This is a genomic window from Planococcus soli (assembly GCF_016881065.1).
GTDB classification, from domain to species: domain Bacteria; phylum Bacillota; class Bacilli; order Bacillales_A; family Planococcaceae; genus Planococcus; species Planococcus soli.
In genome coordinates this window covers 39951-53804 of record NZ_WXYN01000029.1, presented here as the reverse complement: position 1 = coordinate 53804, position 13854 = coordinate 39951, and the positions used below count along the sequence as shown (strand labels likewise).

The window sequence follows — 13854 nt, the reverse complement described above, 5'->3', positions numbered from 1 at the left end:
TCGCTGATTTAAAAAGCGGGGGGTTTTGTATGTTATTGCAGCTGTTCTTCAAGTGCATCTAGATTGATGCTAAATTCATCTTTCAGTACTTGTCTTTTTTCATCCGCAGACAGATCTGTTTTTTCCTTTTCGCCATTTTCCGAGCGCGTCAGCTGGCTGCCGGACAAGGTAATGCGGCCATGTTCTGTTGCCCGTGTCACCAAATCATCATGGGTGAAAGGAGAGTCTTTTGATACTTGATTAAAGACACATCCTTCGTGAAAATCGGCCAGTTGCTTTTCTTCAGTAGAAAAGCGGTACAGCACTTTTTCTGCATCCTCATTCTCTCTGATCAAATCATAATGTACATCGTCCACTTGCTGAATGCGATAAGTTCCGCTATGGTCTGTATGGCGCTCACCGCCTATTGGAATTGGACTGATGGTGGAATCGCCAAATCCGGCATCAACTAGATAGAGCGTATCGAGCTTTACAAGAATCGCTGCATGGGTATCGGCTTTTGACCAAGAGCCATCCGGTTTTTGGACAGTAGCAGATATCAGTTTTGCATCAAATCCTAACTGGCCAAGCAGCCAGTGAAACAAGCCATTTAATTCATAGCAATAACCGCCGCGGTGATGAGTTACGATTTTGTCATAGATGCTTTCAAGATTCAAATAAATTGGCGTCTTACGTATAACATCCAGATTTTCAAAAGGGATATTCTGCATATGCAAAGACTGGAGTTCCGATAAATTTTGTAGGAAATTTTCCTGAATAGTATCAGCCTTGAATCGTTTGAGGTATTCTTCTTTATTCATGAATAATATTCATTCCTTTCGTTCTGCTAAAATGGTTATTCATTTAAAATAAATACGGCAGATTGTTTATTGATGTGTAGAAAATGGTCTGGCGTGGTATAGTGAATAAGTAAATGAATTTATGATGAATTACTAAAATGAATAGTCGGTTAAAGGTGAACAAACTAAAAGAGAGTAGGGTGAAGAATATGGTTTCAACAACTGACGTCGCTAAACATGCAGGTGTTTCACAGACGACCGTTTCTCGCGTTTTGAATAAGCCTGACCAAGTAAAGAAAGATACGTACGACAAAGTGATGGCCGCAGTCAATGAATTAAACTATTCAGCAACGAGTCCTGAGGATGCGGTTCCAGAAGCCAGAACCACTAAAACAATCAGTTTGATTGCAGGGCCTTTAGACGATCCAATCTTCATTGGTTCTGCTCCATCGATTATCAGTCTGGCGAAAGAACAGGGATATCAAGTCAATGTCCATTTTGTTACGAAAGAAAACGAACATGAAACATACGATACCGTTCTTTCCAGTAAAGTGGATGGCCTGATTTTGACTTCCGTCGGGCTTGATGGAGCCATTCACGAAAAGCTGCTCCAAACAAAAATACCGTTTATTCTGCTGAATTCTAATTACCCCGGCAGCCGGCATTCAATTGGACTGGATAATGTAGAAGCAGGCTATCTTGCAGCGAGCCACTTATTGGGCATCAAGCACCAAGAAATCGCCTGGATTGGCGGACCCTTGAATAACCCAACTTATAAAGAGCGTTTCCAGGGATTTATTTATGCACTCCAGGAAGCGAAAAGCAAAATCCGCAAAAAGCGTTTAGTGATTGCCGATAGAGATAAAGAGTCTCTATATAATGCATTTGAAGATTTACAAGCTTTGAAGAAAAAGCCGACAGCTATTGTAGCGGCCACCGATGAAATCGCCATTCAGCTTTTGGATTTCTATAGGGAAGCTGGCTACCAGATTCCCGAAGATATCAGCATTATCGGCATCGGCAACTCGGAAATCGGCCAGCACTCGGCAATTGGATTAACTTCCGTCGGAACAGCTGACAGCCTTGCAAACCTCGGACAGGAAGCCATTAAAAGACTGCTTGATATGGTGACGCTAAACCAAGACGAAGAATTTAATGTAAGCCGGGAAGTGCATTTGTACGAACGGGAAACAACTGCAACCTTATCAAAAAGGTGAACAGTCCGCAAATTCAAAATAGCTTTAAGCGACATTATAGCCTTACCCTTGCTTAGCGCATCTATAAACAAAAAACGATCGACTAATCGTAAGAAAAGAGCCATACTGGATGAAAATCCAGTATGGCTCTTTTCCAGTTTATTATTTCATTTCTTTATGGTTAAACGGGCATTTCCCCGTAATCGGTTCACTATCGTCTCCGATGAAAAATTGTTTCCACTCATTATGTTCCGGATCACCGAAGTGGCTGATGTCGGGATGCGTCGGCAGGTGATCCCATGCTTCAACGCGCTGGCGGACTTTGTCGCGCGACATAACGCCGCCTTTCTCCGTCCCTTTCAATCCTTCAAAAATTCGGCGCGGCTGAAAGCCGAGAACCATGGCATTGCCAAGATCACGCGTTTTCCGCTGTTTGTAGGCAGGCGTGTTGCCGAAAATGAAAATCGGTTCACCTTGGAAAGTAAAGTCCCATAAATAGTGGTCCGGATCACGCGGAGCGTCTTTTGGCCACTCCATTTCATCTTCATCGTGCAGGTATTGAAGAATGTCCCAGAATTGCTGGCGGTAAGCTTCCAAAGAGCCTTCTTCTTTGAAAGGTTCTACAAAGACGAACAACCCATGCCGCTTGTGCTTCGGATCATCGAACAAGGTTAGAAACGATTCGACCGCTGCCGGCAAATTGGTCCAGTCCTCTTGTGTGATATAAGCATAGCGCAATTCTCCTTTCAATTCGCCGCTCATCCCGAAATAGCAAGGGAAGGTTTTATCTGTTACGGTATCATGAAAAGTCTTGTATTCGGCCAGAAGCCATTCCGGCAGGTCAGTTCGTACTGAAAAATCTTCTTTCGTCAATAAAGGTGGGTTTGTTGTAATCATTAGTATTTCCTCCATATACAAAAAATAACATCTTCCTTATTCTTCCCTAAGAAGCAGCAGATAAAACAAAAACGGCTGAAAAGAATCTCAGCCGTTTTTAATATATTGATCAAAAAGCCCCCGATCCGCCACCGCCGCCACCGACTCCTCCGCCGGAAGAAACAGCGCCTGTTCCACTGGCCGAAGCGCTGGTACTGGAATTGGCAGCAACGAAAATGCCTGTCAGCAGGACTGGGTTATAAAAAACGCCGAAGTCTGCAAATGCAGATTCACTGTAGGCATTGGTAAAGCTTTGGGTACTGCGGTTATTGGATTTTTCATCTGCACCTAAAACATAGGCGAAAGCACGCATTTTTTCGTCCTGCGTCAACCGGTTCCAATCCGCCTCGTCCAGATTTTCCATGGCAGCGCGCAGCTGTTTCCACTCTGCGCGGATCACGTGGCCGTCGTAAGTGATCGGCGAATAGAAGCAAAATGCAATAAAGCAGATGCCAACCAGCATGGAGAAGAACATCAATGGCAGCAAGTCCATGATTCCGAAAAAGACAGCTGAGGCAAATAACGCCAGTCCGATAAATCCGACTGTCCAGCGAAGCAGGGGATGCTTGCCGTACAACTCATGCTGCTTCACTTCTGCCGCAACATCCTGCTGCCAAGCGGTGATTGATTCGTTATAGGACGCATGGTTCAATTCATTTTTCGTATAATTTTCAAGATCTTTTGTTTCAAAAAAATCACCGTCACCAGCCTTGTCGAAAAGCAGTTCGATCAATGCGGCTTCATGATCAAATTCAGTTTTGCGGTCAATCAGCCGGAATCTCTCTTCTGACAGCTGTTCAATCCTCTTTTTGCGCACCAGTTCCATCAAAGCGGCTGCCGTTACAGCTGGAGTCAGGATGGAAGACTTGGTGAAATACAAAGTAGCTGGAATGCTCATCTTCTGTCCAGGGACAAAGAAGGCACCATCAGCCGGTTTTGCCTGCTGCTTGGTCTTTCGTGCGCGGTTCCATGCCCAAGCAGTCATGGCAAGCAGGATGGCCCCCGCTGCTGGAATGACTCCGTTGCCGATAGAACTGCCCGTATCCTGTCTTGCTGCGAAAGCGATCGCTTCATTATCCAGCCGGTCCCTTTCGCCAGCCAGCTCTTGCCGGATAGTTCCGTCTTGTTGGGCTAGGGCAGGGAAAAGGTCTGCGTCAAAAACGACGCGGATATCTCCGTTCGAGCCTTCGGGTACTAGGCCCATTTCGAACAGGACCGTACCATCGTTTTGAACAGTGCCTGTTTTGTAGGCTTCATCATAGCCGACAAAGTCCGTCTCCTCGGATAGAGCGGGAGGACTCACGGATATTGTGATGTCTTCATAATCACTTTCATTGCGGTCATCAAAGAATGGCCAATAAAACTCGGCCCCGTCTTCGAACTTTTCGACGGCATCCAGGATTTCATAGCGCAATTCAATCGTGATGGTTTCATCGTCGCCTCCACGGAAAATCTGGTACAAGTCGCCATCACGCTCAACTTTCAGTTCTGAGCCATTTTCAAAGCCTGTGAAATTTTGGATCGATGTGCCTTCTTTTGGAACGATTTCCCGTGTGATTCCGTTAAAATCATCTTCAAATTCGTAGGTGTGATTTTCTCTGACTTCCACGGTTCCATCTGCATTCACATGAGCATCGATCGTCACTTCGGAAATCGAATAGTCAACGGCCAAAGCCTGGACAGGAAACAAAATGAACACCAGCATCATCATTCCTATTATAGAAGATCTTTTCTTGTGCATTTCCATCACCTCTTTCTTTATGTACGGAAATTGCATGCAAAAGTTTCATAAATATTGTTTACCGGATCACTGCATGCGGCAAAATCGCATGGACGCCTTTGACATCATTGACTACTTGCGTGACATGCAGATCGACTGCAACACTCGATAAAGCCGTTGCTTCTGTCCGGGAGATGCCATACAGCTGCTCCATGAATGACACCATCTCAGAGAGCGCGACAGCTGCTGCCTCGTTAAGGTCCCGATCAAATCCGAACGTGATCCATCCTGCTGGGGTATTGGCCCGCGGCATGGACAGTTTCATGTCTTTATGGAGAATCAAAGTGATGTCGGCCAAGTCCATCGGGCATTCAATCGCCGTACCCGAACTTTCCCCGTCTCCCTGAAGAGCATGGCCATCGCCCAGTGAAAATAGTGCACCATCTACAGAAATAGGCAAGAACAAGCTGCTGCCGGGCACCAATTCTTTGCAGTCGATGTTGCCGCCGAAATAACCAGGAGGCTTTGTCGGAAAACTTCCAGCTTCCGCTGGCGCCACGCCCATCAAGCCAAGAAAAGGGGATAGACCGACGTTGAACTGCTGGCCGCCAAGTTCACAGCTGCCAGTCATTTTATTGGTATCCAATTTCCAATCCACTTGCAGCCGTTCGCTGTCAGTAATGCCGAGCTTGCCATTTTGCCAAGCTGGCAGCCCGCCCGCCCAATTGCGTCCATACCAGCCCGGAATCAGCTTATTGGTGCGCACTTCCAGCACCATGCCGGGCTTGGCTCCTTGGACTGCGATCGGACCGATTATCGGGTGCGCGAGCTTTTCTTCGTTTTCGCGGGACGTAAAGATTTCCCGTTCCTCGGCTTCGGATGCGGAGTAGCCCCATTGGATGTCGAGTGTTTTCAATTGAATGGTATCTCCGGAAGCAACGGTCAGAATTGGCGCGTAGTCCCGGTTAAAAGATGAATGAAGTTGACTTGAATTGAGTGGTATAGAATGGATCACAAAAATTTCCTCCTTCAACTGAATAGATTTTCTTATTCTTCTGATTATAACAATTTACTTTGCAGAGCGGACAAAAAGGATTTTGCGGCAGCGGCAGAGAAAAGTTCTTTTATATAGGAGACAAGATGAGCCGTGCTAATCCAACTCCGTGAATTGGAGTCAGAAAGGATCTGTTCAAATGGAAATTGAAAAGTTGCTTGGCAGTCAGACAAGGCAGGAGTTCAGAGAGTGGCTTGAAATATATTCAACTACCGAAAAGTTTTGTTGGGTAGTGGTCAGTGTGAAAGAAAAACCGCATGTTATTCAGTATCTCGATGCCGTCGAGGAAGCCCTATGTTTCGGATGGATCGACGGCATCATGAAGAAAAAATCCGATACGGAACTGGCCCAAAGGTTTTCGCCCAGAAAGAAAAAGAGCAATTGGACAGAGTTGAACAAAGAACGCGTAAGAAGGTTGGAAAAACTGGGGATGATGAAAGCGGAAGGTATGAAAATTCTCCCCGATATGCGCCCAGAATCTTTTATGGTAGATCCGGAAATTGAGAAACGATTGAAAGAAGACGAACAAGTATACGAAAATTTTTTGAACTTTCCAGAACTGTATCGGAGAATCCGCATTGATAACATACAAGCTTATAAAAACGACCCTGAAATCTTCAACAAAAGATTAGACAAGTTTATTGAAAATACGAGATTGAACAAGATGTATGGCCAGTGGAACGATAATGGCCGGCTGATCGATTATTAAAAAAATGCCCGGTGTTTAAAGATGTTTGCGACTTAACGCCAAAATTAAGACACCAGTAAAATGCTGATGTCCTTTGCCCTTGTTTAAAAACAATGCCATTCTTTTAAAACGTCGCCGATTTGCCGGTTGTTGATGACCAAATCGGCAAAGCCGTCGAACGATGTTGCTTCCTGGTTAACGATGACCAGCTTTGCGCCATGCTCTTTTGCAATGAGCGGGAACTGGTTGGCAGGCGTTACAGACAGCGAAGAACCGAGAACAATGAACAAGTCGGCGCGGTTTGCTTCGTCCAATGCCAGCTCGAAAGGCTGTTCCGGCAGCATTTCCCCGAACAGTACGACGGAGGGGCGGAAGATGCCGCCGCATTCGCAGCGGTACGATCCCTCGAGAAAAGATTGGCTGTTATGGGAAGTTCCGCACAGCTGGCAATGGATCTTTTGCAAACTGCCATGCAGCTCGGCGACTTTTTGGCTTCCCGCCAATTGGTGGAAGCCGTCGACGTTTTGGGTGATGATGGATTTGAGTCGACCGACGTTTTCCCATTCCGTTAAAATGCGGTGGCCATTATGCGGTTCAAACTCCTTTACACCCAAAACGCGTTTTCGGTAAAAATCGATAAATTCATCAACGTTTGTATTCAGCGCTTCGACGCTGGCTACCTGGCTTGGGTCCTTTTGTTGCCACAGACCCTTGTTCGTCGAGCGGAAGTCGGGCAACCCGCTTTCAGTCGACATCCCAGCACCAGTAAATACAACTGCATGTTTGGCATTCAATAACCAGTCTTTAATCATCGAGCTCACTCCTTTGTGGTGTATCTTCCTAAACGTTCGCTTCACAGCGATGCATCACTTTTGAAGAGTGGCATATCGAAAGCAAACTTCTCCTACAATAATAAGGGGTTCGGCCAGTAATGTATAAGGTGAAGACGTCCGAAAAGAGCGTTTCATACCGGAAAAAAGCTGAAATATGATAAAATAACAGAGAATAACAGCAAGAAGGGACGTGCAGCAGATTGATCAATATCCGATCCGGTGCCCTTTTTGGAAGAGCACCTTTTCTCGCTACCAAAAAAAATGAAACAGCGCTTCATATAGAGAATATCGTCATTTTAGGCGACTCAGTAGCTTATGGCTACGGAACTAAAGGCGGCATCGCCAATTACTTGAAAGAAACCTTTCCGGCAAGCCGCATCACAAATCTTGGCATTAATGGATTGACCAGCAGCGGGCTTGTTCAGAAAATGCGGACCGATTCCTGGCATGCACCGCTGCAAAAAGCGGATCTTGTTCTGTTGAACATCGGCGGCAATGATTTGCTTCGCGGATTCCGAAATGGCGGGGCTAAGGGACTGATTCGGCAATTTGCCATTTTAAAACGCACCTATCGCCAAAACCTGCTTGAGATCTATTCCATGATTCGGCAAGCCAATCATAGCGTCATCATCGTTCAGAATAACCTGTACAATTCCATGAAAAAGGAAGAGCAGTATTTCGGTTTTACAAACCTGTTGTTTCGCCTTTGGAACTCAGCCATCGGCGAAAAAGGGGTTATCGTATCAAAAACAGCTGCCATGGGTAAGAACCCATCTATTTGGTTGGATTCTATTCACCCCAACGACGAAGGCTATAAGCTGATGCATGAATTGTTGATCCATACTTTATCTACGACTGGCTTCACTATCCATCCAACAAAAAAATAACAGGTTTTATTGGTTAATAATAGGCGGAAAAGTACAGGAGAGTATTCCTGTGCTTTTTTCAATGGAGAAAATAATTGATGAATAGTTTAGGATTTTAGATAATTATTAGAACTATATATGTTGAACTAAAGAATCTAGCTTTTACTCAACGCTTCGGACGCTTTGGGCATAGCTCCCGCAAGAAGCCAGGCAAAGGGCGCCAGTCTTTGCATGATAGACAAAGTGCAGATGGAGCGTGTACCGCTCGCCAAAGTCCTAATGAAAGGGATATTATCATTTCTGGAATAATCATTTCACGCCTTTCGCAGCTTGAAGGCTTTTTTTGCACGTATTGAAACGATCCATTTTTAAAAGAGACTGGTTTAACTTTCTTGTATTTTCCAAAAAAAGATTGACTAAGTAAAATTAAAATAATAAGATAACTTATGTTTCAGATTTTTAAATGAAAATTTCACTTTAATTTACTGTAGAGAGCAGTACATATAAGGGAAAGGAGAATAAAACGAGCAACAGAAAGTCAATTTTAAAAGCAGCAAACTTTTTCACTATAGTAAGAAAGCGTTTTCAAAAATAGAACAGAGGTGTCCAATGTTTACTTTTCTAATTTCCATCGTTATTTTAGTGGTGGCATACTTTACATACGGAAAATTTATCGAAAAGTTATTTGATCCGGTGGAAGCGAGAAAAACACCGGCTTATGCAAATGCGGACGGCGTGGATTTTGTGCCGATGAACAAACACAAAAATGCACTGATCCAGTTGTTGAATATTGCCGGAACCGGACCGATTTTCGGTCCAATCATGGGGGCGCTTTATGGGCCTGTCGCTTTTTTATGGATCGTTATCGGCTCGATATTTGCAGGAGCGGTTCATGATTATTTGACCGGAATGATTTCCATCCGCAACAAAGGTGCTCACATTCCGGAACTTGCAGGCAAGTTTTTGGGGGCGGCATCGCGGCATATCGTCAATTTGTTCGCTTTGCTGCTGCTGTTATTGGTCGGAACCGTATTTGTTACAACACCGGCATCGTTGCTATCAATCTTAATGGATGGCAAAGTTGCCGTGGGCATCATAATTGTCTTTATTTTCATTTATTATTTCCTATCGACCATTTTGCCGATTGACAAAATCATAGGGCGGCTTTATCCGTACTTTGGAGCTGTGCTATTGGTCGGTACCCTTGGCGTTGGATTTGCGCTATTGTTTTCCGATTACAAAATACCGGAATTGAACTTTACAAACATGCATCCAGCCGACTTGCCAATTTTCCCAATCTTGTTCTTTACCATTACCTGCGGAGCGCTGTCCGGTTTTCATGCCACACAGTCGCCAATCATTTCGCGGACAGTTGAAAAAGAATCCCAGGGCCGCTACATCTTTTACGGCATGATGATTGCTGAAGCCATTATCGCTATGATCTGGGCTGCTGCAGCCATGAGCATTTTTGACGGCCAGACATTGAGCGGCCTGATCAACTCAGGGACGCCGTCAGCGGTCGTCAATGAAGTATCCATGACCTTGCTTGGCGCGGTAGGCGGTACAATCGCCGTTCTTGGCGCCATCGTCTTGCCGATCACTTCGGGCGATACAGCATTCCGTGCTGCACGCTCCATCATTGCCGATTACATCAAAGTAGATCAAACCAAGCTGGTAAAACGGTTGGCTATCGCTGTTCCCCTGTTTATCATCTCAGCGGTGTTGACGCAGATTGACTTTAATCTGCTGTGGCGCTACTTTTCGTGGGCCAATCAGGCGACTGCGGCAATTGCTTTGTGGATCGCCACGATGTATCTCTATATCCAGGGTAAAAATTACCTGGTATCGCTTGCGCCGGCTATTTTTATTACGTATATGGTTTTTGTCTATATACTCAACCAGAAAATCGGCTTTAATTTGGATCTGAATGTTTCATTTGTTATCGGTCTCATCCTGACGGGCATCGTTATTGTCCTGTTTTATGGCAAGGCCCGAAAGAACCGAAAAGAAGACGTGCAGACAGTTGCTGCGGTCGAATAAAAAAGAGCAGGCTAACACAGCCTGCTCTTTTTCTATGCATTTAAAGGGGCGGGATTTTGTTGCCAGAGCAAGTAAAATAAAAACTCTTTATTTTTCCTGTTTTTTTGATACAATAAGAAGCTGAGATGATTAGAAGCTTTCGCAGATGGAGCCGGTCGCTCGTAAAAAGGGGGAAAAGTCAATTTCTAATAATTGGTTATGGTTGCCGATATTGATTTTTTCGATGAATTGCATCCGCTATGCAGAAACTATGATGCACCGCGGCCTGGCTTCGTACCAGGTTATTTTGTTTTCATTGAGCATCATCGGCATACTTTATTTGCTGTGGGTCATTTACAAAGGAAAACTAGTTCGCAATAAACCAACCGGTAAACAGCATTTCAAGATTTGAATACCGGTACAAAAACGGCTTATCCCATTTAAATGGGATAAGCCGTTTTTGTGGTTTCGATTTTTACAGCGGGTAGTGTTCGTCTTTCAATAGATTTCTTAATGCCTGTATTTCCAGCTGTATTTCATTTGGTGTGCGAACGCCTTTGCGACGGATCAAAGACAGCGGCGGGCACCATCCTTGCAGCGTGTACTGAAGCATAAAGGCACTGGAGGTTCCGCTTAACAGCGCCCATTTCTTATTTGTTGTCAGCGCCAGGAGGGAGGAAGACAGCGCAATGCCAGCCAACGCGGCTTTTAGAACTTTCCCGGTATCCCATTCGCGTTCCAGTTCGTCGATGCGTTCGTGGATCGCTTGGGAATCTTGGCGTTTAAAATGATTGATGCGGGCTTCGGTTTCCCGTTCTATTTGTTGATTAATGTGGTCGGGGCCTGCTTCGGCAACTTTTGTCTGTGTGGCAGGCAATGCCTGAATTTGTGTGTCCATGATTGATTCCTCGCTTTCACTGTATGTTGTTAGTATTCCGCATTAAGCATCCATTAAACCCTTTTGCGTTGATAAACTGGTTCGGGAAGGGAAAAATCCTGCAATGCCCGAAAATATCGGCTGGTGCTATAATAATCAAATAAGTGTGCAAAGAACGCATACTAAAAATTGGAAAGGAGGACAATGCATGATCCGTATCTTGTTTGTTTGCCTTGGGAATATTTGCCGTTCACCGATGGCGGAAGCTGTATTGCGGGAGCAATTGGATAAAGCAGGCTTGTCCCAAAAAGTGGAAGTGGACTCGGCGGGAACAGGGGGCTGGCATGTCGGCAAAGACCCGCATCCGGGAACATTGAAAATATTGAAAGATAACAGCATCACGGTCCATGGTTTAAAAGGGCGCCAGCTTCAAAAGGGGGATTTCGATAAATTCGACTTTATTATCGGCATGGACCAGTCAAATATTGACGATATCCGCTGGATGCTGGGCCAGCCGGACCACCCGAAAATCCTTCGGTTCCTGGATTTGACTGATCATTCAAAGGACGTTCCCGATCCATACTTTACTGGCAATTTTGAGGAAACCTACCAACTGGTTGTGGACGGCTGTAAAGCTCTGTTATTGAAAATAAAAGAGGATGGCAATTTCGAATAAAAGAAATAGTGAATACCGGCGGTGAATAGTACCGGCCGGTTTTCAACTGAATTTATTTTTCAAATCGCGCCCAGACTTCTGGAAGCAATCCGGTCAATTCATGCGCCAGCAGCGTATGGGGAGAGTACTGCTTTACCCACTCATCCGCGCAGGCTCCGTGAAGGTGAACTGCATTCAACACTGCGTGCTTCCAATTCTCATGGCAGCACAGCATGCCGAGCATCATACCGGTCAAGGTGTCGCCGGTGCCGCCTTTGGCAAGCGCGCTGTTGCCGGATGGATTTGCCCAGATTTCCCCATCCGGAAATGCCGTGATGGTCTTTTGGCCTTTTAATACGATGGTAACGCCTAATCTGTTCGCCCAGACGCCGGCGTGATGAGCCCGGTTTTCTTGAATTGTCTCGACAGCCACCCCGGTAATGCGGGAAAACTCGGCAGGGTGCGGCGTCAGGATGATGGGTGCTTGCCGTTCACTATAGGTCCGGCGGCTTAACGCGCCGGCGTCCAGAATAACCGGCATTGGGCTTTTGAGCAGAACGTGCACGGCATCTTCCGTCAAACCGGAGGGATTGGTTCCGGGACCGATGGCTGCTGCACGGTAAGAATCAACCGAAGCCTGGTGCTGTGCAATTTGCTGCAGTCCATCCTGCAGATATGTAGCTTCCGGCAGCTGTGGAACAATCATGCCCATTGCACCGGCTTCTGTCGCAATGACCAGCTTGCCGACTCCGCTTCTCATGGCACCAAGCCCTGCCAGCAAAGCAGCGCCAGGCATTTCTTTCGTGCCGGCAATCAGCAAAGCGGTTCCGTAGCTTCCTTTGTGGCTTTCCTGTCCTCTGTGTGGCAGTGTTGCTTTCACTTGTGCTTCTGTCCATAGGCCTGGCTTTTCCATTGATGGGTTCATTTTTCATTCCTCCTATTTACTCAGTTGTTAAAGAAGCAAAGCCGCAATGCTCCATTAAGGGCATCAACTCAATTAGACTGCTTCCAAAAACTATTTTTTAATTTCTGTCGGCTATTCCCTTAAAGTTACTTAACTTTTGTACCGATTGCAAAAAAAACACCAAAGACCCTGTAAATTCTGATAATATAAATTTATGTCGCTTCTATCAAAACAGGGGCAATAAATGAATTGATGGATGAGGGAGATGGAAGATGAAGACGATCAATGTACTGGTAACCGGAATAGGTGGGCCGACAGCACAAGGGCTGCTGCGCGGTTTTCAGGGAAAAGACGACGTTTATACCGTCGGCGCAGACCGCCGCACGCTGACGTCTGGCAATCAATTTTGCGACAAAACTTATCAAATCCCTCGGTTTACTGATGAAAAATTATATAAGCAGGCGATTTTAAAGATTGTGGAAGAAGAAAAAATCGATGTAATATTCCCTTCCTTGCATGAAGAAATTGCCTTATACCATGAGTTCCGAAGTGAGTTGGATGTTCTTGTGGCATTGCCTGAAAGCAGGAACTTTGAGGTGCTGAATGATAAAGAAAAAACATATGAGTTTCTCTTGGAGCGTGGCTTGTCCCAATACATACCTAAATACGTCGGTTTTACAGGAACACAACACATACATAGGATACTGAAAGAATCATTCCCAGGGGAACCATACGTCGTAGTAAAAGAAGTGACGGGCTACGGGTCCATGGGATTCTCTATTGTCACCAACCGGGAAAATTATCTGTCGGCTTTGCGGGCTGGCAAAAATAAGTTCGTCAATGCAGACGATTACTGTGACCTGGATCCCAGCAACCGGCGAATTGCAATGGAGTATCTTTCCGGCAAGGAGTACAGCGTTGACGTGCTGATCCATGACGGGAAAGTGGTGACTGCTGTTCCACGTGAGCGGACAGGTGTTTCAAGCGGAATTGTGCTGGACGGAAAAGTGGTTTATAACGAAGCATTGATCCGTGCAGCCACTCTAATAACAGAGGAGCTGGCGGACAACGGGTTTTTGAATCTGCAATTCTTCAAAACCGATGATGGCTATAAATTGACGGACGTTAATGCTCGATTTTGCGGCAGCCAGGTGATGAGCCTTGGAGCGGATGTCAACTTTCCGTACCTGTATCTTCAGTACAATGTGCTGAACGAACGGGCAGAAGTCCAGCCACGGTGGAATACACGCATGATCCGTTTCCGGGATCACTTCTTTATCCACGAAGATTAACCGACAGCTTTCGGATAACAAAGCTGCCAACTAAA

Annotated in this window: 14 protein-coding genes; 7 read left to right on the top strand and 7 right to left on the bottom strand. The window is 45.6% G+C overall.

Features of this window, described 5'->3' with window-relative positions:
• Window positions 1–32 precede the first annotated feature (32 nt).
• A complete protein-coding gene (locus GJB59_RS13530; RefSeq protein ID WP_142829984.1) occupies window positions 33–800 on the bottom strand; it encodes an arylamine N-acetyltransferase family protein in 768 nt (255 codons plus the stop codon).
• A 188-nt stretch (window positions 801–988) separates the two neighbouring features.
• Between GJB59_RS13530 and GJB59_RS13525 the strand changes: the two genes are divergently transcribed.
• A complete protein-coding gene (locus GJB59_RS13525) occupies window positions 989–1996 on the top strand; it encodes a LacI family DNA-binding transcriptional regulator (protein ID WP_142829986.1) in 1008 nt (335 codons plus the stop codon).
• Between the two features lie 141 nt (window positions 1997–2137).
• Here GJB59_RS13525 and GJB59_RS13520 read toward each other — a convergent pair whose 3' ends face one another.
• The 3 genes from GJB59_RS13520 to GJB59_RS13510 all read right to left on the bottom strand — a co-directional run bounded on the left by GJB59_RS13520 (window position 2138) and on the right by GJB59_RS13510 (window position 5646).
• On the bottom strand, window positions 2138–2872 hold the full coding sequence (locus tag GJB59_RS13520; protein ID WP_142829988.1) for a YqcI/YcgG family protein: 735 nt from the start codon (window positions 2870–2872) through the stop codon (window positions 2138–2140).
• 109 nt (window positions 2873–2981) lie between these two features.
• On the bottom strand, window positions 2982–4652 hold the full coding sequence (locus GJB59_RS13515) for a DUF2207 domain-containing protein (protein ID WP_142829990.1): 1671 nt from the start codon (window positions 4650–4652) through the stop codon (window positions 2982–2984).
• 58 nt (window positions 4653–4710) lie between these two features.
• A complete protein-coding gene (locus GJB59_RS13510) occupies window positions 4711–5646 on the bottom strand; it encodes an acetamidase/formamidase family protein (protein WP_142829992.1) in 936 nt (311 codons plus the stop codon).
• A gap of 178 nt (window positions 5647–5824) precedes the next feature.
• Here GJB59_RS13510 and GJB59_RS13505 point away from each other — a divergent pair, with 178 nt between their 5' ends.
• Window positions 5825–6394 carry a YdeI/OmpD-associated family protein gene (locus GJB59_RS13505; protein WP_142829994.1) on the top strand — a complete coding sequence of 190 codons (570 nt, stop codon included), beginning with the start codon at window positions 5825–5827 and terminating at the stop codon, window positions 6392–6394.
• Window positions 6395–6477: 83 nt separating this feature from the next.
• Here the strand turns inward: GJB59_RS13505 and GJB59_RS13500 are convergent, their stop codons facing one another.
• A complete protein-coding gene (locus GJB59_RS13500) occupies window positions 6478–7185 on the bottom strand; it encodes an NAD-dependent deacylase (RefSeq protein ID WP_142829996.1) in 708 nt (235 codons plus the stop codon).
• Between the two features lie 221 nt (window positions 7186–7406).
• Here GJB59_RS13500 and GJB59_RS13495 point away from each other — a divergent pair, with 221 nt between their 5' ends.
• The 3 genes from GJB59_RS13495 (at window position 7407) to GJB59_RS13485 (ending at window position 10503) form a co-directional block, all read left to right on the top strand.
• Window positions 7407–8093: an SGNH/GDSL hydrolase family protein gene (locus GJB59_RS13495; RefSeq protein ID WP_142829998.1), complete on the top strand. Its 687-nt coding sequence runs from the start codon at window positions 7407–7409 to the stop codon at window positions 8091–8093.
• Window positions 8094–8681: 588 nt separating this feature from the next.
• Window positions 8682–10112, top strand: a complete 1431-nt coding sequence (locus GJB59_RS13490; RefSeq protein WP_142830000.1) for a carbon starvation CstA family protein — start codon at window positions 8682–8684, stop codon at window positions 10110–10112.
• 145 nt (window positions 10113–10257) lie between these two features.
• Window positions 10258–10503, top strand: a complete 246-nt coding sequence (locus GJB59_RS13485; RefSeq protein ID WP_142830002.1) for a hypothetical protein — start codon at window positions 10258–10260, stop codon at window positions 10501–10503.
• Between the two features lie 63 nt (window positions 10504–10566).
• Here GJB59_RS13485 and GJB59_RS13480 read toward each other — a convergent pair whose 3' ends face one another.
• Window positions 10567–10989 (bottom strand): DUF2892 domain-containing protein, encoded by a 423-nt coding sequence (locus tag GJB59_RS13480; protein WP_142830004.1) that lies wholly within the window; start codon window positions 10987–10989, stop codon window positions 10567–10569.
• A gap of 187 nt (window positions 10990–11176) precedes the next feature.
• Here GJB59_RS13480 and GJB59_RS13475 point away from each other — a divergent pair, with 187 nt between their 5' ends.
• Window positions 11177–11644, top strand: a complete 468-nt coding sequence (locus GJB59_RS13475; protein WP_142830006.1) for a low molecular weight protein-tyrosine-phosphatase — start codon at window positions 11177–11179, stop codon at window positions 11642–11644.
• A 52-nt stretch (window positions 11645–11696) separates the two neighbouring features.
• Here the strand turns inward: GJB59_RS13475 and GJB59_RS13470 are convergent, their stop codons facing one another.
• Window positions 11697–12548, bottom strand: coding sequence for an NAD(P)H-hydrate dehydratase (locus GJB59_RS13470; protein ID WP_142830008.1), 852 nt, complete (start codon window positions 12546–12548; stop codon window positions 11697–11699).
• Window positions 12549–12799: 251 nt separating this feature from the next.
• Here GJB59_RS13470 and GJB59_RS13465 point away from each other — a divergent pair, with 251 nt between their 5' ends.
• On the top strand, window positions 12800–13819 hold the full coding sequence (locus tag GJB59_RS13465; RefSeq protein WP_142830010.1) for an ATP-grasp domain-containing protein: 1020 nt from the start codon (window positions 12800–12802) through the stop codon (window positions 13817–13819).
• Window positions 13820–13854: the final 35 nt, after the last annotated feature.

Excerpts from the sequence above, each read along its gene's own strand:
- GJB59_RS13500 (WP_142829996.1), bottom strand. The coding sequence starts at position 7,185 with ATGATTAAAGACTGGTTATTGAATGCCAAACATGCAGTTGTATTTACT.
- GJB59_RS13530 (WP_142829984.1), bottom strand. The coding sequence starts at position 800 with ATGAATAAAGAAGAATACCTCAAACGATTCAAGGCTGATACTATTCAG.
- GJB59_RS13465 (WP_142830010.1), top strand. The coding sequence starts at position 12,800 with ATGAAGACGATCAATGTACTGGTAACCGGAATAGGTGGGCCGACAGCA.
- GJB59_RS13505 (WP_142829994.1), top strand. The coding sequence starts at position 5,825 with ATGGAAATTGAAAAGTTGCTTGGCAGTCAGACAAGGCAGGAGTTCAGA.
- GJB59_RS13470 (WP_142830008.1), bottom strand. The coding sequence starts at position 12,548 with ATGAACCCATCAATGGAAAAGCCAGGCCTATGGACAGAAGCACAAGTG.
- GJB59_RS13485 (WP_142830002.1), top strand. The coding sequence starts at position 10,258 with ATGGAGCCGGTCGCTCGTAAAAAGGGGGAAAAGTCAATTTCTAATAAT.
- GJB59_RS13480 (WP_142830004.1), bottom strand. The coding sequence starts at position 10,989 with ATGGACACACAAATTCAGGCATTGCCTGCCACACAGACAAAAGTTGCC.
- GJB59_RS13515 (WP_142829990.1), bottom strand. The coding sequence starts at position 4,652 with ATGCACAAGAAAAGATCTTCTATAATAGGAATGATGATGCTGGTGTTC.
- GJB59_RS13525 (WP_142829986.1), top strand. The coding sequence starts at position 989 with ATGGTTTCAACAACTGACGTCGCTAAACATGCAGGTGTTTCACAGACG.
- GJB59_RS13520 (WP_142829988.1), bottom strand. The coding sequence starts at position 2,872 with ATGATTACAACAAACCCACCTTTATTGACGAAAGAAGATTTTTCAGTA.
- GJB59_RS13475 (WP_142830006.1), top strand. The coding sequence starts at position 11,177 with ATGATCCGTATCTTGTTTGTTTGCCTTGGGAATATTTGCCGTTCACCG.
- GJB59_RS13490 (WP_142830000.1), top strand. The coding sequence starts at position 8,682 with ATGTTTACTTTTCTAATTTCCATCGTTATTTTAGTGGTGGCATACTTT.